Raw genomic sequence first — 19,913 nt, forward strand, 5'->3', positions numbered from 1 at the left:
CATCGTGCCCGCACCCCGGAGCGCGCCGCCGGGGTGTCGGGCTCAGCCCATCACCAGGCCCTCGATCGTGTGCTTCTGGACGATCGGGCGGAGCTCGTCGACGACGGGGCAGCGCAGGTGGTCCCGCACCCGCTGGGGCAGCTCCGCCCAGTAGTGGTGGGTCACCGCGAGGTCGTGGTGCTCGTCGTTGCCGGCTCCGGGCGCGTCGACGCCCAGGACCAGCACCGGGCGGGAGAGCTGGGAGCGGTTCCGCGTCCCGCGGTGCAGCGTCAGGGCGGAGCGGACCGAGATGTCGCCCATCTGCGGGTACTTCCGGACGGCCAGCGCCTCGTAGCGCGGGTACTCGCTCTCCGGCGGGAACATCCCGTGGTCGAAGTCCTCGCCGGTCTCCCACTGCGTCCCCGGGGCGACCTCGAAGGGCCCCATCTCGTCGACCGTGTCGACCGTGGTCACGTTGAAGGCCAGGGAGGTCAGCCGCCGCTCCTCCCGCGTCTCCCGCGGGCTGGGGAAGTCCCGGTGCCACGGCTGGTCCATCGCACCGGGGAACGGGACGTCGAAGCCCACCTCGACGATCGTGTAGTCCGGCCCGAGGACGGTCTCGCACGCGGTCCGGACCCAGGGGTGGTCGACCAGGTCGACGAAACCGCGCAGCGCCTGCGGGTGGATCTCCACGTACCAGCGGTTCGGACCCCGTCCGACGGCGCCGCCCTCGCGGTCGCGTGCCTCCTCGAACGCGGCGTCGACGTCCTCGCGCAGCTGCTCGACCCAGGAGCGGGGGAAGGCGCCCTTGAGCGCGGTGATGCCGTCGGTGTACAGCGCCTCGCGGATGGCCGCCGCGTCGACGGCGTCGTCGGCGGGGGCGGGACCCGTCGTGTCGGTGGGTGCGTCCGTGCTCATGCCGTCCCCCTCGTCGGTGTGGCGTCCGTCACCCCGATGATGCGACGTGGGACCTGTGCCCGCGCCCCGGGAGGGGCGGCGGGACCTGCGGTCAGCGGCCTCCGGCGCCGGCACCGGCCGGGTACTCGCTGCGGTTCCGGCCGCCGCGGGTGGCCCGGTCGGCCATCGCGCGGGTGTGCTCGGCGGCGGCGTCGCGGACGTCGCCGATGAGCAGCTCGAGCACGTCCTCGAGCGCCACGAGGCCGACGGTGCGCCGCTCCCCGCCGTCGGCGGCCACCACGCCGCCCAGGTGGGCGCCCTGCGCGCGCATCTCCGAGAGCACCTCGGGCAGCTTCGTGCCCGGCGTGATGGGTACCAGCGGCGTCAGGAGCTCGTCGGGCACCGGCCGGTCGCGGTCGCCGCCGGCGATGCGCAGGGCGTCCTTGACGTGCACGAAGCCCAGCAGGGCGCCGTCCCCGCCGGTGACCGGGTAGCGGCTGAACCCGTGCTCGGCGACGACGGCCTCCAGCTGCCGCGGCGTGACCGAGCGCGGCACGGTGACCACGGTGTCCATCGGCAGCAGCACGTCCTCGACCGTGTGCTGCTCGAACTGCAGCGCCCCGGCGGCCAGCTCGCTGACCTCGGTGCCCAGCAGCCCCTCCCGCCGCGACTGGGTGATCATCGACCGGATCTCGGCCTCGTCGAAGCTGGCCGCCACCTCGTCGGTCGGGGTGGCGCCGAACAGCCGCACGAACACGTTGGCCGTGGTGTTGAAGAACCAGATGACCGGCTTGAGCAGCCGGGTGAAGGCGGCCAGCGCGGGGCCCAGCACGATCGCCGCGCGGTCGGGCCCGGCGATGGTGATGTTCTTGGGCACCATCTCCCCGAGCACCATGTGCAGCACCGTCACCAGCGACAGCGCGATGACCAGCGCGATCGGGTGCAGCAGCGCGTCGGGGACGTGGAGGGCGTGCAGCGGTGCCTCGATGAGGTGGGCGACGGCGGGCTCGCCGACGGCGCCCAGGCCCAGCGAGCACAGCGTGATGCCCAGCTGCGCGCCGGCCATGTTCTGCGAGACGTTGCGCATCGCGGCCAGCGTCTTCGCCGCCCGCGGGGAGCCCGCCTCCGCGCGCGGCTCGATCTGGTCGACCCGGGCCGACACCAGCGCGAACTCCGCGGCGACGAAGAACGCGTTGCCCAGCAGCAGGGCGACCAGGACCAGCAGGCTGACGGCGTCGCTCATGCCGCCACCGCCCGCTCGGCGCGCTGCCGGGCCGACGCGGTCGCGCCGGCCGGCAGGACGACCGTCCGCTCGGCCCGCACCCGCGCGACCCGCCGGCCGTCGAGGGACTCCACGGTCAGCCGGGCGCCCTCCAGCTCGACGGTGTCGCCCACCTCGGGGAGCCGCTGCAGCCGCTCGGCGAGGAACCCCGACAGCGTCTCGTACCGGCCCTCGGGCACCGCGACCCCGGTGCGCTCGAGCACCTCGTCGGGCCGCAGCAGCCCCGACACCACCCACTGGTTCTCCCCCAGGCGGCGCAGCGTCCGCAGCGGGCGGTCGGTCTCGTCGGTGATCTCGCCGACCAGCTCCTCGACGATGTCCTCGAGCGTCACCACGCCGTGGGTGGCGCCCCACTCGTCGACGACCAGGGCGATCTGCAGGCCCTGCTCGCGCAGCAGGTCCAGCAGCCGCTCCAGCCGCAGCGACGACGGCACCGCCAGCACCGGGTCGGCCAGCTCCGCGGCGGTGCGCCGGGTGCGCTCGGCCTCCGGCACGGCGACCGCCCGCTTGACGTGCACGACGCCGGTGACCTCGTCGAGGTCGGAGCCGTAGACGGGGAAACGCGAGTTGCCCGACTCGGTGGCCGCGGTGATCACGTCGGCGGCGGTCGCGCTGGCCCGCAGCGTCCACAGCCGGGTCCGCGGGGTCATGACGTCGGTGGCGTACTTGGCGCGCAGGCCCAGCGACCGCTCGAGCAGCCGGGCCGCGACGGGGGAGAGGTCGCCCTCGGCGGCCGAGCGGCGGGCGACGGAGGCCAGCTCCTCGGCGCCGCGCGCGGAGTCCAGCTCCTCCTTCGGCTCGAAGCCCAGCCGCCGCACGATGGCGTTGGCCAGCCGCTGCAGGGACCGGACGACGACGCCGAACACGGCGGTGAACGCGCGCATCCCCGGCGCCACCCAGCGGGCCACCCCGAGCGGGTTGGCGATGGCGAGGTTCTTGGGCCCGAGCTCGCCCAGCAGCATCTGCAGCGTCGTCGCCAGGGCCAGCGCGAGGCCGTAGGAGACGCCCGTGGCCGCCCCCGCGGACAGGCCCAGGGCCTCCAGCGGGCCGTGCAGCAGCTGGCCGATGGCGGGCTCGGCCAGGTAGCCGACGACCAGCGTGGTCAGCGTGATGCCCAGCTGGGCCGCGGACAGCTGGGTCGACAGCGACCGCAGCGCGGCCACGACGCTGCCCGCACCCGCGTCGCCGGCGCGGGCAGCGTCCTCGACGCGGCCGCGGTCGACCGTCGTCAGGGAGAACTCGGCCGCGACGAAGAAGCCGGTGCAGGCCGTGAGCACCACGGCGGCGAGGAGGAGCAACCACTCGGTCATCGGGCTCCTCGGTGCCCGTCCCGGGGGGAGTCCAACCGGAACGGGCCCGGAACGCGCTCAGGGGCCGCCTTCCGGCGGCCCCTGAGCGGTGGGTCGGGGTGACAGGATTTGAACCTGCGGCCTCGTCGTCCCGAACGACGCGCGCTACCAAGCTGCGCCACACCCCGGGTGTGCCTCGACCACTGTAACCGAGCCGCGGAGCCGGCCCGGCGCCGGGTCATGCGGGTCGCGCGGTCAGCGTGAGCAGCGTCGCCTCCGGCGGGCAGGCGAAGCGGGCCGGCGCGAACGGGCTGGTGCCCAGGCCGGCGGAGACGTGCAGCCAGGTGCCGGCGGGCCGCTCCGGCGACGGTCCGGCCCACCGGTGCAGCCAGCGGGCGCGCTCGCGGTCGATGCCGCAGTTGGTCACCAGCGCGCCGTAGAAGGGCACCCGCAACTGGCCGCCGTGCGTGTGGCCGCACAGCAGCAGGTCGTAGCCGTCGGCGACGAACCGGTCGAGCACCCGGGGCTCGGGGGAGTGCACGACGCCGATCCGCAGGTCGGCGGTGGGGTCGGCGCGCCCGGCGACCTCGTCGTAGCGGTCCCGCTGCAGGTGGGGGTCGTCGAGGCCGGCGAAGGACAGCCGCCGGCCGGCGACGGTGAGCTCGCCGCGGGCGTTGGTGAGGTCCAGCCAGCCGCGGGCGGTGAACGCGTCGCGCATGTCGCGCCAGGGCAGCTCGCCGCCGTGCACCCGCTTCTCGCTTCGGGTGAGGTAGCTCACCGGGTTCTTCGGTCGCGGGGCGTAGTAGTCGTTGGACGAGGTGACGAAGACGCCCGCGCGGTCCAGCAGCGGGTCCAGCGAGCGCAGCACGGCGGGGACGGCGTCGGTGCCGGCGAGGTTGTCGCCGGTGTCGACCACCAGGTCGGGCTCGAGCCCGTCGAGCGCGGCCACCCAGTCCTGCTTGGAGCGCTGCCCGGCGGTCATGTGCAGGTCCGACAGGTGCAGCACGGTCAGCGGCGCCGAGCCCGGGGCGAGGACGGGGACGTCGAAGCGGCGCAGGGTCCAGCGGGTGCGCTCGTACAGCGAGGCGTAGGCCACGGTCGCGGTGCCGGTGGCGACGGCGGCCGTGGGCAGGGCGGTGTACCAGCGCACGGTGCCCGAGCCTACGGGCCGGCCCTGCCGCCGGCGCGGGCGTGCTTGCGGCGTCGTGCCAGGCTGGGAGGCGTGTCCGACCTCAAGGATCGCCTGCGCGCCGACCTGACCTCCGCCATGAAGTCGCGCGACGAACTGCGCACCGCGACGCTGCGGATGGTGCTCGCGGCGGTGAGCGCGGAGGAGGTCGCCGGCAAGGAGGCCCGCGAGCTGTCCGACGACGAGGTGCTCGGGGTGCTGCGGCGGGAGGCCAAGCGGCGCCGCGAGGCGGCCGAGGCGTTCGACGCCGCCGGCCGCGGCGAGCAGGCCGGCCGCGAGCGCGCCGAGGGCGAGGTCGTGGCCGACTACCTGCCCGCGCAGCTCGACGACGCCGACCTCGCCGCGCTGGTGGCCGACGCGATCACCCGCACCGGCGCCACCGGCATGAAGGACATGGGCCGGGTCATGGGCGCGGCCAACGCGGCCGCCGCCGGCCGGGCCGAGGGCGGCCGCGTCGCCGCGGAGGTCCGCCGTCAGCTGGGATGAGCCGCGCGCTCTCGTCTAGCCGCCGTTCCGCCCGCCGCCGCCGTTCCAGCCGCCCCGGCCGCCGTCTCCTCCACCGCCGTTGCCACCGTCGTTGCCGCCGCCGTTGCCGCCGCCACCGGGCGGGCCGGGAGCCGGGCCGCCACCCATCAGTGCCGGGTCGGCCGGCGGGAAGGCCGACGTGGGCTTGTCGGCGAGGTAGGGCGCGAAGGCGTCCCGCCAGATGGTCGCCGGCATGTTGCCGCCGTAGCCGCCGACGTCCTGCTTGGTCTTGGGGTTGAAGACCATGACGCTGCCGGCGTACTCGGGCATGACCCCGACGAAGGCCACCGAGTCGCGGCCCTGGGCGGTACCGGTCTTGCCGGCGATCACGTGCCCGGGGATCGCCGCCCGGGTGCCGGTGCCCTCCGGCAGGGCGGTGTCACCGACGAGGATGGTGGCCAGCGTGTTGGCGATGTTGGGCGGGATCGACTCCGGGGTGCAGTTGTCGTCCGTGACGAGGGGCTGGCCGTCGTCGCCGGTGAGGGGCTGGCCGTTGCGGTCGAGGACCTGCACCAGCGGCATCGGCCGGCACATCGTGCCCTGGGCGCCCAGGGTGGCGTAGGCGTTGGCCAGGTCCAGCGGGCTGGTGGCCTCCGCGCCCAGGGTGAACGACCCGAACTCGCCGTCGATGATCGTGTCGGCGGAGTTCTGCGTGGGCTGGTCGAAGGTCATGCCCATCCGCTCGGCCATGCGCACCGGGCCCTCCACGCTGCCGAGGCGGTCCTCCAGCGCGAGGAAGTAGGTGTTGGAGGAGCGGACGAGCGCCCCCACCATGTCGAGCGTGTCGGGGTAGTTGCCGACGTTGCGGACGCAGTACATCCCGTCGGACTGCTCGCGGTCGCCCCCGCAGGAGGGGCCGCGGAAGACGCGGGACGTGTACTGGTTGCCCGGCGTGGTGATCACGGTGCCGGCCCCGATGCCCGCTTCGAGTGCTGCCGCGGCGGTGAACGTCTTGTAGGTCGAGCCGGCGCCCTTGCTGGCCGCCGCGTGGAGCACGACGGACTCGCAGTCGGGGTCCGAGCAGCCGAAGCGCCGGTTGACGCTCATCGCCAGCACGTCGCCGGTGCCCGGCTTGACGGCGGTGAACACGCCGGCCAGCTCGGCGCCCATCGGCAGGGTGTTGAGGACGGCCTGGTCGCCGAGGGTCTGCAGCTGCGGGTCCAGCGTCGTCTGGATGGTCAGCCCGCCGTTGTCCAGCTGCTCCTGGGTGATGCCGAGGACGCCGGTCAGGTAGCCCTGCATGTAGGAGCAGAAGAAGCCGCCGACGACGGCGTCGATGCAGCCGTTGGGCGGGCTGAGGCCCTCGGCCACCTGCACCGGCTGGGCGGAGATCTCGGTCAGCTCGGCCTCGCTGATCAGGCCGAGGTCGAACATCCGCTGCAGCACCTGGTTGCGCCGCGTCTGGCCGTTCTCCGGGTTGGTGATCGGGTCGTCGTTGGCCGGGCTCTGCACCAGCCCGGCCAGCATCGCGGCCTGGGGGAGGGTCAGGTCGATCGCGTTGACGCTGAAGTAGCGCTGGGCGGCGGCCTGGATGCCGTAGGCGCCGCGCCCGAAGTACACGATGTTGAGGTAGCGGGTCAGGATGTCGTCCTTGGAGTAGGTCTCCTCCAGGGCGAGGGCCAGCCGGGCCTCGCGCAGCTTGCGGGACAGGCCCTCGACGCCGTCCTGCTCGGTGGCCGCCGTCCGCTCCTCCGGGGTGTCGGCGGTCTCCAGCAGGGTCTGCTTGACCAGCTGCTGGGTGATCGTCGAGCCGCCCTCCTGCACCGACCCGGCCGACAGGTTGGTCACCGCGGCGCGCAGCGTGCCCTGCACGTCGAGGCCGTTGTGGTCGTAGAAGCGCGAGTCCTCGATGGCGACCAGCGCCTGCTTCATGACCTCCGAGATCTCGTCGGAGGTCACCACCGTGCGGTTGTTGGTGTAGAAGTTCGTGATCAGCGAGCCGTCGGCCGCCAGCACCCGGGAGTTGCCCGCGGGGGTGGCGTCGGTGAGCTCCACCGGCAACGCGTCGAGCAGCGACGCCGAGTTGCGCGCCGCCACTCCCGCGCCTCCGACCACGGGCAGCAACATGCCGGCGACGAGCGCGCCGGCCACGACGATCATCGCGGCGAGCTTGGCCAGGACCCTGGCGCGGGAGGCAGCAGACATCACCGCCAATGTACGGTGCGTGACCCCCCGTGGCGCTCCCTCAGCTGCGGCGCGCGGGCAGCACCCGGGTGCGGGGCACGCCGGTCGGCGTGTCGTCGTCGGGGCCGGTCAGCGCCTCGGCCATCGCCCGCAGCCCCTCGATGTCGTGGACGTCGCCGGCAGCGGCCGGCACCGCCCGCATGCCCACCTCGGGGTGGGCGCTGGTGAACCGGTCGGCCAGTCGCTGCTCGCGCGTGGCCAGCGCCATCCGCTCGGCGTGCACCCGGAGCGCCCCGGCGACGAGGGCGGCGGGGGCGCCGTCGCCGTCACCGACCGCCTCGGCGGCGGCCTCGGCGCGGGTGGCCGACAGCCGGGTGCTCGCCGGCGGGTGGGTCCGGTTGAGCACCAGGCCGGCCAGCGGCATGCCCTCGGCGGAGAGCCGGTCGACGAAGTAGGAGGCCTCGCGCAGCGCGTCGGGCTCGGGGGTGGCGACGACGACGAACCACGTACCCGGCCGGTGCAGCAGCTCGTAGGTGGCGGTGGCCCGCTCGCGGAACCCGCCGAACATGGTGTCCAGGGCGGACACGAACGCGGAGATGTCGCGGAGCAGCTGGCCGCCGAGGACCTTGCTGATGATCCGGCTGAAGAACAGGAAGCCGGCGCTGGCGAACCGGAACCCGGCCCGGCTGGGCGCCATGAGCAGCCGGATCATCGTGCCGTCGAGGAAGCGGCTCATCCGGTTGGGGGCGTCGAGGAAGTCCAGTGCCGACCGCGACGGGGGCGTGTCGACGACGATGAGGTCCCACGTGTCGGCCGCCCGCAGCTGGCCCAGCTTCTCCATCGCCATGTACTCCTGCGTGCCGGCGAAGGACGAGGAGAGGGTCTGGTAGAAGGGGTTGGCCAGGATCTGCTCGGCCCGCTCGGGGGTCGAGTGCGCCACGACGATGTCGTCGAACGTGCGCTTCATGTCCAGCATCATCGCGTTGAGGTCGCCGGGGATCCCCGGGACCTCGACCCGCCGCGGCTCGTTGTCGAGCTCCTCGAGGCCCAGCGACTGGGCCAGCCGGCGCGCGGGGTCGATGGTCAGGACGACGACCCGGCGGCCGGCCTCCGCGGCGGCCAGCGCGAGCGCGGCCGACGTCGTCGTCTTGCCCACCCCGCCGGAGCCGCAGCAGACCACGATGCGGGTCGCGGGGTCGGTGATGAGCGCGGCGAGGTCCATGGACGGTGCCTGCCGGGGCGAGCCGGCCGCGCGGCCCGGGCGGGCGGCGTCGTCGGCGGCGGCCGCGCTCACGCCGCCACCTCCGCGGCGAGGGCGTCCTCGAGCCGGCCGGCCAGCTCGAACAGGCAGCCGAGGTCCATCGGCCCGGGCAGCAGCGGCAGCTCCACCGTCGGGCGGCCCAGGGACTCCACGCGGGCGCGCAGCGCGTCCTGGGCGGCCCAGCGCTGGGCGTGCTCGACGACCTCCGCGGCCAGCGCGTCGGCCAGCTCGCCGTCCTGGGGCAGGCCCGCCGCCGTCAGGCCCGGCGCGAGGTCGGAGCCGGTGAGCCGGCCCTCGGCGGCGCAGCGGAGGTCGTCGGCCGGGAGCGCCGGCTCGGTGGCCATGTTGACGATCACCGTCCCGACCGGCAGGCCGACCGCGGTCAGCTCGGCGATGGCGTCGGCGGTCTCCTGCACCGGCATGTCCTCGAGCAGGGTGACCAGGTGCACCGCCGTCTGCGGGGAGCGCAGCACCGCCATGACGCCGTCGCTCTGGGTCTTGATCGGGCCGGAGCGGGCGAGGCCGGCCATCTCGCTGGTGACGTTGAGGAAGCGGGTGATCCGCCCGGTGGGCGGGGCGTCGACGACGACGGCGTCGTACACGCGACGGCCGTCCTTGCGGCGGGTGACCGCCTCCTTGACCTTCCCGGTGATGAGGACGTCGCGCAGGCCGGGGGCGATCGTGGTCGCGAAGTCGACCGCGCCCATCTTCCGCAGCGCCCGGCCGGCGCGGCGGAGGTTGTAGAACATCTCGAGGTACTCGAGCAGGGCCTCCTCGACGTCGATCGCGAGGGCCCGCACCTCCCCGCCGCCGCGGGTGACGGCCACCCGGCGCTCCTCGTAGGGCAGCGGCGGGGTGTCGAAGAGCTGCGCGATGCCCTGGCGGCCCTCGCACTCGACCAGCAGGACGGTGTGCCCCTCGGCGGCCAGGGCCAGGGCCAGGGCCGCGGCGACCGTGGTCTTGCCGGTGCCGCCCTTCCCGGTCACGAAGTGGCAGCGCACGGGCAGGTCGGGGCTCACCCGGCCCAGCCTAGGAGTCGGAGGGCCCTCCTGCTCCCCACCCTCCCCGAGCGCACGGCGGGGCCCTGCAGGAGGGGCCGAGGCGGGGGCCGGGACGGGGCCGTGGTCCTGCGCTAGCGTCGTGGCCCATGAGCGAACCGGCCCGCCGCAGGTGGGAGTACGCCACCATCCCGCTGCTGATCCACAACACCAAGGCGATCCTCGACTCGTGGGGCACCGACGGGTGGGAGCTCGTGACGGTGCTGCCCGGCCCGGCGGGGTCCGACCAGCCGGTCGCCTACCTCAAGCGCCCGATCGGCTGAGGCGCCCGCGATGACCTCCGCCCAGGACCCCCGGACCCAGAGCTGGCACGCCCGGCTGGCCCAGCTGGGCATCCGGCTGCCCCCGGTCGCTGCGCCGGTCGCCTCCTACGTGCCGGCCGTGCGCTCCGGGCAGCTGGTGTTCACCAGCGGCCAGCTGCCCTTCGTCGACGGCGGGCTGCGGCGCACCGGCAAGGTCGGCGGCTCGGTCGACCCCGAGGACGCCGCCGCCGACGCCAAGCTGTGCGCGCTGAACGCGCTGGCCGCCGTCGACGGGCTCGTCGGCCTCGACCAGGTCGCCCGTGTGGTGCGGGTGGTCGGCTACGTGGCCAGCGCCGAGGGCTTCAGCGGCCAGCCGCGGGTGGTCAACGGCGCCAGCGAGCTGCTGGGCAAGATCTTCGGCGACGCCGGCCAGCACGCCCGCAGCGCCGTGGGCGTCGCCGAGCTGCCGCTGGGCGCGCCGGTGGAGGTCGAGCTGACCGTCGAGCTGAGGGGATGACGGCGGAGATCCGCCCGGCGGCCACGGTCCTGCTGCTGCGCGACGGCGCGGCGGGCCTCGAGGTCCACCTGCTGCGGCGCACCCGCGGGATGCCGTTCGCCGGGGGGATGACCGCCTACCCCGGCGGCGGGGTCGACCCCCGCGACGGCGACACCGACGTCGCGTGGGCCGGACCCCCGCCGGCGGAGTGGGCGGCGTCGCTGGGGTGCGACGAGCGGGTCGCCCGGGAGCTGGTGTGCGCCGCGGTCCGGGAGACGTTCGAGGAGGCCGGCGTGCTGCTGGCCGGGTCGCTCGACGGCCGCGACGTCGTCCCGGACGTCTCCGGCGACGACTGGGAGGCCGAGCGGCAGGCGCTGCTCACCCGGGAGCTGTCCCTGGCCGAGCTGCTCGCCCGCCGCGGCCTGGCGCTGCGGGCGGACCTGCTGCGGCCCTTCGCGCACTGGGTGACCCCGCCCCAGGAGACCCGGCGTTACGACACCCGGTTCTTCGCCGCGGCCCTGCCCGCCGGGCAGGAGGCCCGCGACGTCTCCGGGGAGGCCGACGAGGCCAGCTGGCTGACGCCGGACGCCGCGCTCGCCGAGATGCGCACGGGCGCGCGGCCGATGCTGCCGCCGACCATCCACACGCTCGGCCAGCTGACGGCCTTCCCCGACGTGGCCTCGGCGCTGGCCGGCAGCCCGCCGGAGCCGCTGACGCCGATCATGCCGGAGCTGCGGACGACCCCCGAGGGCCGCTACGCCGAGCTCCCCGACGGCACCCGCATCGGCCTCGTGGTGCCCCTCCCTTCGTGACCCTCCGGGTCACACCGCCACCAGGTGCCAGAGGCCCAGGACCCGACGGGTCCTGGGCCTCTCGCGTCGAGTCGATCAGCGCGCGCGGCGGCGGAGTCGGTCCTCGTCGAGGACGACGACCGACTTGCCCTGCAGCTGGATCCAGCCGCGGTGCACGAAGTCGGCCAGCGCCTTGTTCACCGTCTCGCGGGAAGCGCCCACGAGCTGGGCCAGCTCCTCCTGCGTGAGGTCGTGCTTGACCCGCAGGCCGTCGGTCTCGCGGCTGCCGAAGCGGTCGGCCATCTGCAGCAGCGCCTTCGCGACGCGGCCCGGGACGTCGGTGAAGATCAGGTCGGCGACGGAGTCGTTGGTGCGCCGCAGCCGGCGGGCCAGCACGTGCAGCAGCCGCTCGCCGACCTCCGGGTGCGCCTCGATCCACGGGCGCAGCACCGACTGGGGCATCTTCGCCAGCTTGACGTCGGTGACCGCGGTGGCGGTCGCCGTGCGCGGGCCGGGGTCGAACACCGACAGCTCGCCGAACTGGTCGGAGGGCCCCATGACGGCGAGGACGTTCTCGCGGCCGTCGGGGGAGCGGCGGGACAGCTTGATCTTCCCGGTCAGGACGATGTACAGGCTGTCGCCGGGCTCACCCTCGTTGAACACGACCCGGCCCCGCGGGAGGGTGATCGTCTCCAGACGGCTGGCGACCGGGTCGACGGCCTCCTCCGAGAGCCCCTGGAAGAGCCCGGACTGGGCCAGCACCTCGTCCACCACGTGTCTCTCCACCCACCGTTCGCGTCGCGTCTCCCTGCGGACGGAGCCGCCCGCATCCGTAGGGAGTCTAGGCGGCTGTGCCCGCCGTCACCCGATCGGTACGGGAGGGCACCCCCGGACTGGTGAGGTGGTGGTCCTCGCTCAGACGATCGGTTCGGTGCTCCGCTGCACCCGCGAGCGGCGCCGGCGGCGCCACCGCGCCATGGCCCGGCGGATGCCCGAGGCGGCCAGCGTGTCGACCTCGCCCGGGGTGGCCGACTGGAGGAACTCGGCCACCTCGCGCGGCGACGTCGGCCGGCGCAGGGGCTCCTCGACGCGCTCCATGACGAGCAGGAAGGCGATGACCATCGGCGGGAAGAGGATGACGATGAGCGCGACCACGTCACCTCCTGGTTTCCGTCGCTGCCGGCGGGCCTCTACCGTCATGGTGGCACGGCCCCGGTGCTGTCGCCGGTGACGCATACCCTCGACCGCGTGTCCACGCCGGCCTACGCGCGCCCCTCGCGGCGCCGCGCTCCCGCCCGCCCGGCCTCTCCGTTCGACCCGGACGAGACGCCGCTGGCCCGCACCCGCCGTGCCCGCCGCATGGCCCGTGAGCTGGCCGTCCTCCACCCCCACGCGCACTGCGAGCTCGACTTCACCAACGCCTTCGAGCTGCTCGTGGCCACGGTGCTCTCGGCGCAGACCACCGACAAGACGGTGAACAAGGTCACCCCCGCGCTCTTCGCCACGTATCCCGACGCCGTGGCGCTGGCCGGTGCCGACCGGGCCCACCTCGAGGAGATCCTCAAGCCCACCGGCTTCTTCCGCGCCAAGGCCAACTCCGTGCTGGGGCTCGCGCAGGCCCTGGTCGAGCGGTTCGACGGCGAGGTGCCCGGCCGGATGGCCGACCTCGTCACGCTGCCCGGGGTCGGCCGCAAGACGGCGAACGTCGTCCTGGGCAACGCCTTCGACGTCCCCGGGCTCACCGTCGACACCCACTTCGGCCGGCTGGTCCGCCGCTTCGGGTGGACCGCCGAGGAGGACCCGGTCAAGGTCGAGGCCGAGGTCGCCGAGCTGGTCCCCAGGCGCGACTGGACCATGTTCAGCCACCGCGTGATCTTCCACGGCCGCCGGGTCTGCCACGCCAAGAAGGCCGCCTGCGGCGCGTGCGAGCTGGCCCGCTGGTGCCCGTCCTACGGCATCGGCCCCACGGACCCCGAGGCCGCCGTGAAGCTGGTCAAGACGCCCGCGGCGTCGGACACCGAGTGAGCGCCGGGTCCCGGGGGAGCGCGGCACGGCGGGCGGCCGCTCTCCTGCTCGGGCTGGCCGCCACCCTGTCGGCGTGCACGGCGGCGGAGGACGCCGACGCGGGGCAGCCCCCGGCCGCCTCCCCGACCTGGAGCGCGCCGCTGCAGGCCTGTGCCGAGCAGCCCGACGCGCCGGCGCGCGGGGCGGCGACCCTGCCCGCGGTGGAGCTGCCCTGCCCGGGCGGGGGCACCCTCGACCTCGGCCGCGCCCCGGGCGTGCCCACCGTGGTCAACCTGTGGGCGAGCTGGTGCACCCCCTGCCGCGAGGAGCTCCCGCTGGTGCAGGACCTCGCCGACACCGCCGCCGGCCGGGTCGCCGTGGTCGGCGTCATCAGCAAGGACGGCGTGCCGCAGGCCGACTCCTTCGCCACCGACGCCGGCGTCACCTTCCCCAGCGCCTTCGACGGCGACGGTGCGCTGATGGACGCCCTCGGGCTCAACGTCCTGCCGTTCACCTACTTCGTCGACGCCGACGGCGCGCTCGTGCACACCAAGGTCGGCCCGGTGGCCTCGGTCGACGAGCTGCGCGCGCTGGTCGCCGAGCACCTCGGGGTGCAGCTGTGACCGGCGTGCTGCCCGGCGTCGACACCGCCGACCTGCCCGAGTACCTGCAGCGGCTGCTGACCGCCTCCGCCGACCTGCCGCTGCGGCACCGGCTGGGTGCTCCCAGCGACACCGCCCGCCGCTCGGCGGTGCTGGTCCTCTTCGGCGAGGGCCCGCGCGGCGCCGACGTCCTGCTCATCGAGAAGTCCGCCCGGCTGCGCACCCACGCCGGCCAGCCGGCGTTCCCCGGGGGCGGCGCCGACCCCGGCGAGGACTACCCGGTGGCGACGGCGCTGCGGGAGGCGCACGAGGAGGCCGGCGTCGACCCGGCCGGCGTGCGCGTGCTCGCGACGCTGCCCGAGCTGTTCCTCGGCCCGTCGGACAACCTCGTCGTCCCCGTGGTGGCCTGGTGGGACGACCCCGCCGACGTCGCGGTCGGCGACCCGGCGGAGGTGGCGCGGGTGGCCCGGGTGCCGCTGGCCGACCTCACCGACCCCGTGAACCGGTTCCGCGTCCGCCACCCGGCCGGCTACGTCGGCCCGGCGTTCGGCGTCGCCGGGATGGTCGTGTGGGGCTTCACCGCAGGCCTGCTCGACGCGCTGCTCGAGGCCGCGGGCCTCGCCCGGCCGTGGAACGCCCGCGACGTGCGGCCGCTGGCCTCCGCCGGGGTGCGGCCGGCTGCGGTCCCGGGCTCCCTCGGCGAGGGCGGCGCCGAGGACGCCGCCGCGCCGACGGTCGCCGACGGCGCCCCGGGCGCCCCCGCGGCGCGTACGGTTCCGCGGCGATGAGCGCGATGTGGACGCGCCGCCTCCCGGTGGCGCTGACCGGTGCGGTGCTGGCGGCCGGGACGCTGGCCGGCTGCGGCTCCGGCGACGACGACGGGGCCGCGGCGGCGCCGTCGACCGACCCGTCGCTGGGCCGGGTGACCGTGGCCGAGGACGGCGTCCAGGAGGTCACCATCGAGACCCCCGACGACTACGTGTTCGTGCCCGAGACGTTCACCGTCGACCCCGGGCGGGTGCGGCTGACCCTCACCAGCACCGCGGAGCAGATGACCCACAACCTGCGGTTCCGCCCCGGCGCCGGTCCGGAGGAGATCACCGAGGAGATCCCGCTGCTCGCGCCGGGGGAGAGCGAGACCATCGAGTTCGAGGTGACCGCACCCGGCGACCACCCGTTCGACTGCACCTTCCACATCCAGCTCGGCCAGGTCGGCGTCATGACGGTGCGCGGCTGAGCCATGTCGCTGGTGGACGTCGTCCTCATCGGGCTCGCGCTCGTCTTCGCCTACTCCGGTTTCCGGCAGGGCCTGCTGGTCTCGGCCACGTCCTTCCTCGGCTTCCTCGGCGGCGCGGTGCTCGGCGCCCAGCTGTCCGGGCCCGTCGCCGACCGGCTGGACAGCACACCGGTCACCCGCGTGTTCGCCGCGCTCGTCGTCGTCCTCGCCGGGGCCCTGCTCGGGCAGTTGGTCGCCGGTGCCGTCGGCCGGGCGGTCCGCCGCCGGGTCACCTGGGAGCCGGCGGAGGTGCTCGACTCCGTCGCGGGTGCCGTGCTGTCGGCGGTGGCCGTGCTGCTGGTCGCCTGGATGGTGGCCACGCCGCTGGCCCTCGCGCCCTTCCCGCAACTGGCCGGCCAGGTCCGCAAGTCCGCCCTGGTGCAGGCCGTCGACCAGACGGTGCCCGGCAGCGTGCGGGCGGTCTACGACTCGCTGCGGGAGGCGATCGACCGGCGCGGGCTGCCCGACGTCCTCGACCCGCTGACCCCCACCGAGGCGCGCGAGGTCGACACACCGGACCAGGCGCTGGCCAGCAGCCCCGTCGTCGGCCAGGTGAGCGGGTCGGTGGTGAAGATCAGCGGCATCGCGCCGTCGTGCTCGCGGCAGATCGACGGGTCGGGTTTCGTCTACGCGCCCGGTCGCGTGATGACCAACGCCCACGTGCTCGCCGGGGTGGCCGAGCCCGTGGTCGAGGCCGAGGGTGAGGAGTACGAGGCGACGGCGGTGTACGTCGACGAGCAGCTCGACGTCGCCGTGCTCGCCGTCCCCGACCTGCCGCAGGTGCCGCTCAGCTTCGCCGCGGAGGTGTCGGACACCGGCGACGACGCGATCATCATGGGCTATCCCGGCGGCGGCCCCCTGTTCGTCGGTCCCGCCCGCGTCCGCGACCGGCTCCCGATCAGCGGCCCGGACTTCCGCGACACCGGGACCGTGCAGCGGGACGTCTACGCCCTCCGCGGCGCGGTGCGTGCCGGCAACTCCGGTGGGCCGCTGTTCGACCCCGCCGGCCAGGTGCTCGGGGTGGTGTTCGCCTCGGCGATCGACGACCCGGCCACCGGGTACGCGCTGACCGCGCAGCAGGTGGCCGCGGCTGCCCAGGCGGGCGCCACCGCGACCGCTGCGGCCGACACCGGCCCCTGCGAATGAAGGGCCCCGCTGCAGCACGTCACCAGGACCCTGAGGGCGGGCCGTTCCGGCACGTCACCTCGCCCGGGTGGCGATCGCGGCGCTGACCTCGGCGGCGGCCTCCTCGGGCGGGAAGTGCCCGACGCCGGGCAGCTCGCGCCACTCGTAGGCGCCGGCCACGTAGCGGCCCGAGCCGCGTGCGGTCCGCGGCAGGACCAGCGGGTCCAGCGCGCCGTGCAGTTGCAGGGTGGGCGCCGTGACCGGGGCGGCCATCCGGCGGGCGAAGCGCAGCCCGTCGGGCCGCACCTGCGAGCGGCCGGCCCAGCGGAAGTACTCCATCGACCCGTAGGCCGCCTGCGGGATCCGCGCGGCGGAGCGGTAGCGCTCGACCGCCTCGGCGAAGTCGGCGGTGTGCGTCCAGTCCGGCCCGGCCCAGCGGCGCAGGAAGTCGGCGACCGGGTCGTCGTCGGCCCGGGTCAGCCGCCGCTCGGGCAGCCGGGGGACCTGGAAGCCCAGCACGTGGCGCAGCGCCCGCCGTTGGGCGCGGTCGCGCAGCCCCGCGCGCAGCAGCCGCGGGTGGGCCATCGAGACGACGACGAGACGGCGGACGCTGCGCGGGTGCAGCGCGGCCATCGTCCAGGCGACCAGCCCGCCCCAGTCGTGCCCGACGACGACGGCGTCCTGCTCGCCGAGGGCGCGTACCAGCGCGGCGACGTCGCTGGCCGCCGTCGGCAGGTCGTAGCCGCGCGGCGGCTTGTCGCTGGCGCCGTAGCCGCGCAGGTCGGGGGCGACGGCGCGGAAGCCCGCCTCGGCGAGGACCGGCAGCTGGGCGCGCCAGGTCCACCAGTACTGCGGGAACCCGTGCAGCAGCAGGACCAGCGGGCCCTCCCCGGCCTCGGCGAGGTGCAGCCGGACGCCGTTGGCCGACGCGTCCCGGTGCAGCCAGGGGCCGGGCAGCAGGACGCTGGTCGCGTCGGGCCGCTCGTCGGCGGGGGCGCCCCCGGGCCGCCCGCTCGCGCCGCTCAGACCAGGTAGGTGTCGGGGGAGCGCCGCTCGACGCGCCCGTTGCTCACCGTCGGCAGGGCGCGGCGGCGGGTGCCGGGAGCCTCGCGGTGCATCACCTCGGGCAACTCGCGCAGCGACTCCATCGTCCGCTCGGGCTTGTCGATCTTCTTGAGGATCCGCTGACCGACCAGCCCGGCCACGGCCGCGACCAGCAGCAGGCCGACCGTGACGATCAGGTAGGACACCCAACGGGGCAGACCCAGCCAGGTGAACAGCTCGGCGAGCATGATGAACAGGAACAGGCCGGCGAAGGCCAGCAGGACGCCCGCGACGGCGAACAGCCCGACGCTCACGCCGGCCTTCTTCGCCGAGCGGCTGACCTCGGCCTTGGCCAGCTCGATCTCCGCGCGGACGAGCGTGGACACGTCGGCCATGGCGCTCTGCACCAGCGACCCCACCGAGGGCTCGGCGCTGACGGCATGCCGCCCGGTGGACTGGGTGGACGACGCGCTGTGGGCCACGGGGGCTCCTCCCTGGTCGGGCTCGTCGGACCGGCCGCCGGAGACGGCCTGACGGTGATCGTCCCCCATGATCGCGTTCGCCGCGCCCCGGCGTCCCCCGTAGGTGCGTCCGGCGGAGGTGGGCCCGGGGCATAGGAAGCTCTCCCCACGTCCTGGGCGCCAGGACGTGGGGAGAGCTTCCTATGCCTCGTTCAGTCGTCGGAGCCGCTGGACGCCGGCAGCTTCTCCTTGATCAGGTTCATCACCGACGAGTCGGTCAGCGTGGTGACGTCGCCGAGCTCGCGGTTCTCCGCGACGTCGCGCAGCAGCCGCCGCATGATCTTGCCGGAGCGGGTCTTGGGCAGCTCCTGCACGACCATGATCTGGCGCGGCTTGGCGATCGGGCCGATGTCCTTGGACACGTGCGTGCGCAGCTGCTGCACCAGGTCGTCGCCGGTGGCGCCCTCGCCCTGCTGCTCGGCGCTGCCGCGGAGGATGACGAACGCGACGATGCCCTGTCCGGTGGTCGGGTCACTGGCGCCGACGACGGCGGCCTCGGCCACCGCCGGGTGGGCGACCAGCGAGGACTCCACCTCGGTGGTGGAGATGCGGTGCCCCGACACGTTCATGACGTCGTCGACCCGGCCGAGCAGCCAGATGTCGCCGTCCTCGTCCTTCTTGGCACCGTCGCCGGCGAAGTAGACCTCCTTGCCGAACCGCGACCAGTAGGTGTCGACGTAGCGGTCGTCGTCGCCCCAGATGGTGCGCAGCATCGACGGCCACGGCGCGGTGAGCACCAGCAGGCCGGTGGAGTCGTCACCGAGCTCGTTGCCCTCGTCGTCGACCACCTTGGCGCTGATGCCGGGGAACGGGGTCTGCGCCGAGCCCGGCTTGAGCTGCGTGACCCCGGGCAGCGGGGTGATCATGTGGGCGCCGGTCTCGGTCTGCCACCAGGTGTCGACGATCGGGCAGCGGCCGCCGCCGATGTTCTGGTGGTACCAGAGCCACGCCTCGGGGTTGATCGGCTCGCCGACCGAGCCCAGGACCCGCAGCGACGAGAGCTCGAAGCCGGCCGGGATGTCCTCGCCCCACTTCATGAACGTCCGGATCACCGTGGGCGCGGTGTACAGGATCGTGACGCGGTACTTCTCGATCAGCTCGAACCAGCGGCCGCGGTGCGGCGTCTCCGGCGTCCCCTCGTACATCACCGACGTCGCCCGGTTGGCCAGCGGGCCGTAGACGATGTAGCTGTGGCCGGTGACCCAGCCGACGTCGGCCGCGGTCCAGTAGACGTCGCTGTCGGGCTTGAGGTCGAACGTCGCCCAGTGGGTGTAGGCGACCTGGGTCAGGTAGCCGCCGGAGGTGTGCAGGATCCCCTTCGGCTTCGCCGTCGTCCCCGACGTGTACATGATGTAGAGCGGGTGCTCGGCGTCGAACGCCTCGGGCGTGTGCTGCGGCGACTGGCGGTCGACGACGTCGTGCCACCACAGGTCGCGGCCCTCGGTCCAGTCGACGTCCTGCTCGGTGCGCCGGACGACCAGCACGTTGCGGACGCCCTCGGTGCGGGTCAGGGCGTCGTCGACGGCGGGCTTGAGGGCGCTGGGGGCCCCGCGCCGGTAGCCGCCGTCGGCGGTGACGACGACGACGGCGCCGGCGTCGGTGATCCGGCTGGCCAGGGCGTCGGCGGAGAAGCCGCCGAAGACGACCATGTGCACCGCGCCGATGCGGGCGCAGGCGAGCATCGCGACGATCGTCTCGGGGATCATCGGCATGTAGATGGCGACCCGGTCACCGGCCTGGACGCCGAGCTCGACCAGCGCGTTGGCCGCCCGGCACACGTCCTCGGTGAGCTGGGCGTAGGTGATCGTGCGGGTGTCGCCCGGCTCGCCCTCCCAGTGGTAGGCGACCTGGTCCCCGTGGCCGGCCTCGACGTGCCGGTCGAGGCAGTTGTAGGCGACGTTGAGCTTCCCGCCGACGAACCACTTCGCGAAGGGTGGGTTGCTCCAGTCCAGCACCTGGTCCCAGTCCTGCGACCAGCTCAGCCGGCGGGCGGCCTCCTCCCAGAATGCCAGCCGGTCGCGCTCGGCCTCGGCGTAGACGTCCGGGCCGACGTTCGCCTCGGCAGCCAGTGCCTCCGGCGCGGGGAAGCGGCGGCCCTCCGGCCCGGTCGACTCGCTCACGTGGGGCTCCCTCCGTGTCAGGTGTCGCGCGCCGCCGGCGGGCGGCGTGTCCCAGCACACACCGTAGGGCCAGGAGGACGCCGGGGCA

Annotated in this window: 21 protein-coding genes and 1 tRNA gene; 9 read left to right on the forward strand and 13 right to left on the reverse strand. The window is 74.7% G+C overall.

The features are described 5' to 3' along the window. Positions 1 to 42: 42 nt before the first annotated feature. The 5 genes from ACI78U_RS11085 to ACI78U_RS11105 form a co-directional block, all read right to left on the reverse strand. On the reverse strand, positions 43 to 897 hold the full coding sequence (locus ACI78U_RS11085; protein WP_456875364.1) for a phytanoyl-CoA dioxygenase family protein: 855 nt from the start codon (positions 895 to 897) through the stop codon (positions 43 to 45). A gap of 91 nt (positions 898 to 988) precedes the next feature. Then, positions 989 to 2,119, reverse strand: coding sequence for a hemolysin family protein (locus tag ACI78U_RS11090; RefSeq protein WP_456875365.1), 1,131 nt, complete (start codon positions 2,117 to 2,119; stop codon positions 989 to 991). Further along, on the reverse strand, positions 2,116 to 3,468 hold the full coding sequence (locus ACI78U_RS11095) for a hemolysin family protein (protein ID WP_456875366.1): 1,353 nt from the start codon (positions 3,466 to 3,468) through the stop codon (positions 2,116 to 2,118). Before ACI78U_RS11095 ends, ACI78U_RS11090 begins: the two co-directional genes overlap by 4 nt. A gap of 93 nt (positions 3,469 to 3,561) precedes the next feature. Beyond that, positions 3,562 to 3,635 (reverse strand) — tRNA-Pro (locus tag ACI78U_RS11100). 50 nt (positions 3,636 to 3,685) lie between these two features. Continuing rightward, positions 3,686 to 4,597, reverse strand: coding sequence for a metallophosphoesterase (locus tag ACI78U_RS11105; protein WP_456875367.1), 912 nt, complete (start codon positions 4,595 to 4,597; stop codon positions 3,686 to 3,688). Positions 4,598 to 4,669: 72 nt separating this feature from the next. Here ACI78U_RS11105 and ACI78U_RS11110 point away from each other — a divergent pair, with 72 nt between their 5' ends. Then, positions 4,670 to 5,122 carry a GatB/YqeY domain-containing protein gene (locus ACI78U_RS11110; protein WP_456875368.1) on the forward strand — a complete coding sequence of 151 codons (453 nt, stop codon included), beginning with the start codon at positions 4,670 to 4,672 and terminating at the stop codon, positions 5,120 to 5,122. Positions 5,123 to 5,137: 15 nt separating this feature from the next. Here the strand turns inward: ACI78U_RS11110 and ACI78U_RS11115 are convergent, their stop codons facing one another. The 3 genes from ACI78U_RS11115 to ACI78U_RS11125 are packed head-to-tail and all read right to left on the reverse strand — an operon-like array spanning position 5,138 to position 9,565. Further along, positions 5,138 to 7,306, reverse strand: a complete 2,169-nt coding sequence (locus ACI78U_RS11115; protein ID WP_456875369.1) for a transglycosylase domain-containing protein — start codon at positions 7,304 to 7,306, stop codon at positions 5,138 to 5,140. A 40-nt stretch (positions 7,307 to 7,346) separates the two neighbouring features. Then, a complete protein-coding gene (locus tag ACI78U_RS11120; RefSeq protein WP_456875370.1) occupies positions 7,347 to 8,579 on the reverse strand; it encodes an ArsA family ATPase in 1,233 nt (410 codons plus the stop codon). Then, positions 8,576 to 9,565 carry an ArsA-related P-loop ATPase gene (locus tag ACI78U_RS11125; protein ID WP_456875371.1) on the reverse strand — a complete coding sequence of 330 codons (990 nt, stop codon included), beginning with the start codon at positions 9,563 to 9,565 and terminating at the stop codon, positions 8,576 to 8,578. The genes ACI78U_RS11120 and ACI78U_RS11125 overlap by 4 nt, the downstream gene beginning before the upstream one ends. Positions 9,566 to 9,693: 128 nt before the next feature. On the opposite strand from ACI78U_RS11125, the gene ACI78U_RS11130 reads away from it, so the two are divergent. The 3 genes from ACI78U_RS11130 to ACI78U_RS11140 are packed head-to-tail and all read left to right on the forward strand — an operon-like array spanning position 9,694 to position 11,154. Further along, on the forward strand, positions 9,694 to 9,867 hold the full coding sequence (locus ACI78U_RS11130; RefSeq protein ID WP_456875372.1) for a hypothetical protein: 174 nt from the start codon (positions 9,694 to 9,696) through the stop codon (positions 9,865 to 9,867). 10 nt (positions 9,868 to 9,877) lie between these two features. Then, the gene (locus ACI78U_RS11135; protein ID WP_456875373.1) at positions 9,878 to 10,363 is read left to right on the forward strand and encodes a RidA family protein; all 486 of its coding nucleotides are present in this window, start codon (positions 9,878 to 9,880) and stop codon (positions 10,361 to 10,363) included. Next, on the forward strand, positions 10,360 to 11,154 hold the full coding sequence (locus ACI78U_RS11140; protein ID WP_456875374.1) for an NUDIX hydrolase: 795 nt from the start codon (positions 10,360 to 10,362) through the stop codon (positions 11,152 to 11,154). The genes ACI78U_RS11135 and ACI78U_RS11140 overlap by 4 nt, the downstream gene beginning before the upstream one ends. 75 nt (positions 11,155 to 11,229) lie before the next feature. Here ACI78U_RS11140 and ACI78U_RS11145 read toward each other — a convergent pair whose 3' ends face one another. Together ACI78U_RS11145 and ACI78U_RS11150 are read right to left on the reverse strand one after the other, a co-directional pair. Next, complete coding sequence (locus ACI78U_RS11145; RefSeq protein ID WP_456875375.1) at positions 11,230 to 11,907, reverse strand: Crp/Fnr family transcriptional regulator; 678 nt, start codon at positions 11,905 to 11,907, stop codon at positions 11,230 to 11,232. A 141-nt stretch (positions 11,908 to 12,048) separates the two neighbouring features. Further along, positions 12,049 to 12,288 carry a hypothetical protein gene (locus ACI78U_RS11150; RefSeq protein ID WP_456875376.1) on the reverse strand — a complete coding sequence of 80 codons (240 nt, stop codon included), beginning with the start codon at positions 12,286 to 12,288 and terminating at the stop codon, positions 12,049 to 12,051. A gap of 93 nt (positions 12,289 to 12,381) precedes the next feature. Between ACI78U_RS11150 and nth the strand changes: the two genes are divergently transcribed. The 5 genes from nth to ACI78U_RS11175 are packed head-to-tail and all read left to right on the forward strand — an operon-like array spanning position 12,382 to position 16,161. After that, positions 12,382 to 13,158, forward strand: coding sequence for an endonuclease III (nth, locus tag ACI78U_RS11155; protein WP_456875377.1), 777 nt, complete (start codon positions 12,382 to 12,384; stop codon positions 13,156 to 13,158). Then, positions 13,155 to 13,760: a TlpA family protein disulfide reductase gene (locus tag ACI78U_RS11160; protein WP_456875378.1), complete on the forward strand. Its 606-nt coding sequence runs from the start codon at positions 13,155 to 13,157 to the stop codon at positions 13,758 to 13,760. Before nth ends, ACI78U_RS11160 begins: the two co-directional genes overlap by 4 nt. Then, the gene (locus ACI78U_RS11165) at positions 13,757 to 14,527 is read left to right on the forward strand and encodes an NUDIX hydrolase (protein WP_456875379.1); all 771 of its coding nucleotides are present in this window, start codon (positions 13,757 to 13,759) and stop codon (positions 14,525 to 14,527) included. Before ACI78U_RS11160 ends, ACI78U_RS11165 begins: the two co-directional genes overlap by 4 nt. Further along, positions 14,524 to 14,976, forward strand: coding sequence for a plastocyanin/azurin family copper-binding protein (locus ACI78U_RS11170; protein WP_456875380.1), 453 nt, complete (start codon positions 14,524 to 14,526; stop codon positions 14,974 to 14,976). The genes ACI78U_RS11165 and ACI78U_RS11170 overlap by 4 nt, the downstream gene beginning before the upstream one ends. Positions 14,977 to 14,979: 3 nt before the next feature. Next, entirely contained in the window at positions 14,980 to 16,161 is a 1,182-nt protein-coding gene (locus ACI78U_RS11175) for a MarP family serine protease (RefSeq protein ID WP_456875381.1), read from the forward strand. 54 nt (positions 16,162 to 16,215) lie between these two features. Here the strand turns inward: ACI78U_RS11175 and ACI78U_RS11180 are convergent, their stop codons facing one another. The 3 genes from ACI78U_RS11180 to acs form a co-directional block, all read right to left on the reverse strand. Continuing rightward, positions 16,216 to 17,166 (reverse strand): alpha/beta fold hydrolase, encoded by a 951-nt coding sequence (locus ACI78U_RS11180; RefSeq protein ID WP_456875426.1) that lies wholly within the window; start codon positions 17,164 to 17,166, stop codon positions 16,216 to 16,218. Continuing rightward, positions 17,163 to 17,666, reverse strand: a complete 504-nt coding sequence (locus tag ACI78U_RS11185; protein WP_456875382.1) for a phage holin family protein — start codon at positions 17,664 to 17,666, stop codon at positions 17,163 to 17,165. The genes ACI78U_RS11180 and ACI78U_RS11185 overlap by 4 nt, the downstream gene beginning before the upstream one ends. Before the next feature lie 191 nt (positions 17,667 to 17,857). Next, on the reverse strand, positions 17,858 to 19,825 hold the full coding sequence (gene acs / locus ACI78U_RS11190; RefSeq protein WP_456875383.1) for an acetate--CoA ligase: 1,968 nt from the start codon (positions 19,823 to 19,825) through the stop codon (positions 17,858 to 17,860). Positions 19,826 to 19,913: the final 88 nt, after the last annotated feature.

The sequence above is a fragment of the Geodermatophilus sp. SYSU D00710 genome (genome assembly GCF_054050195.1).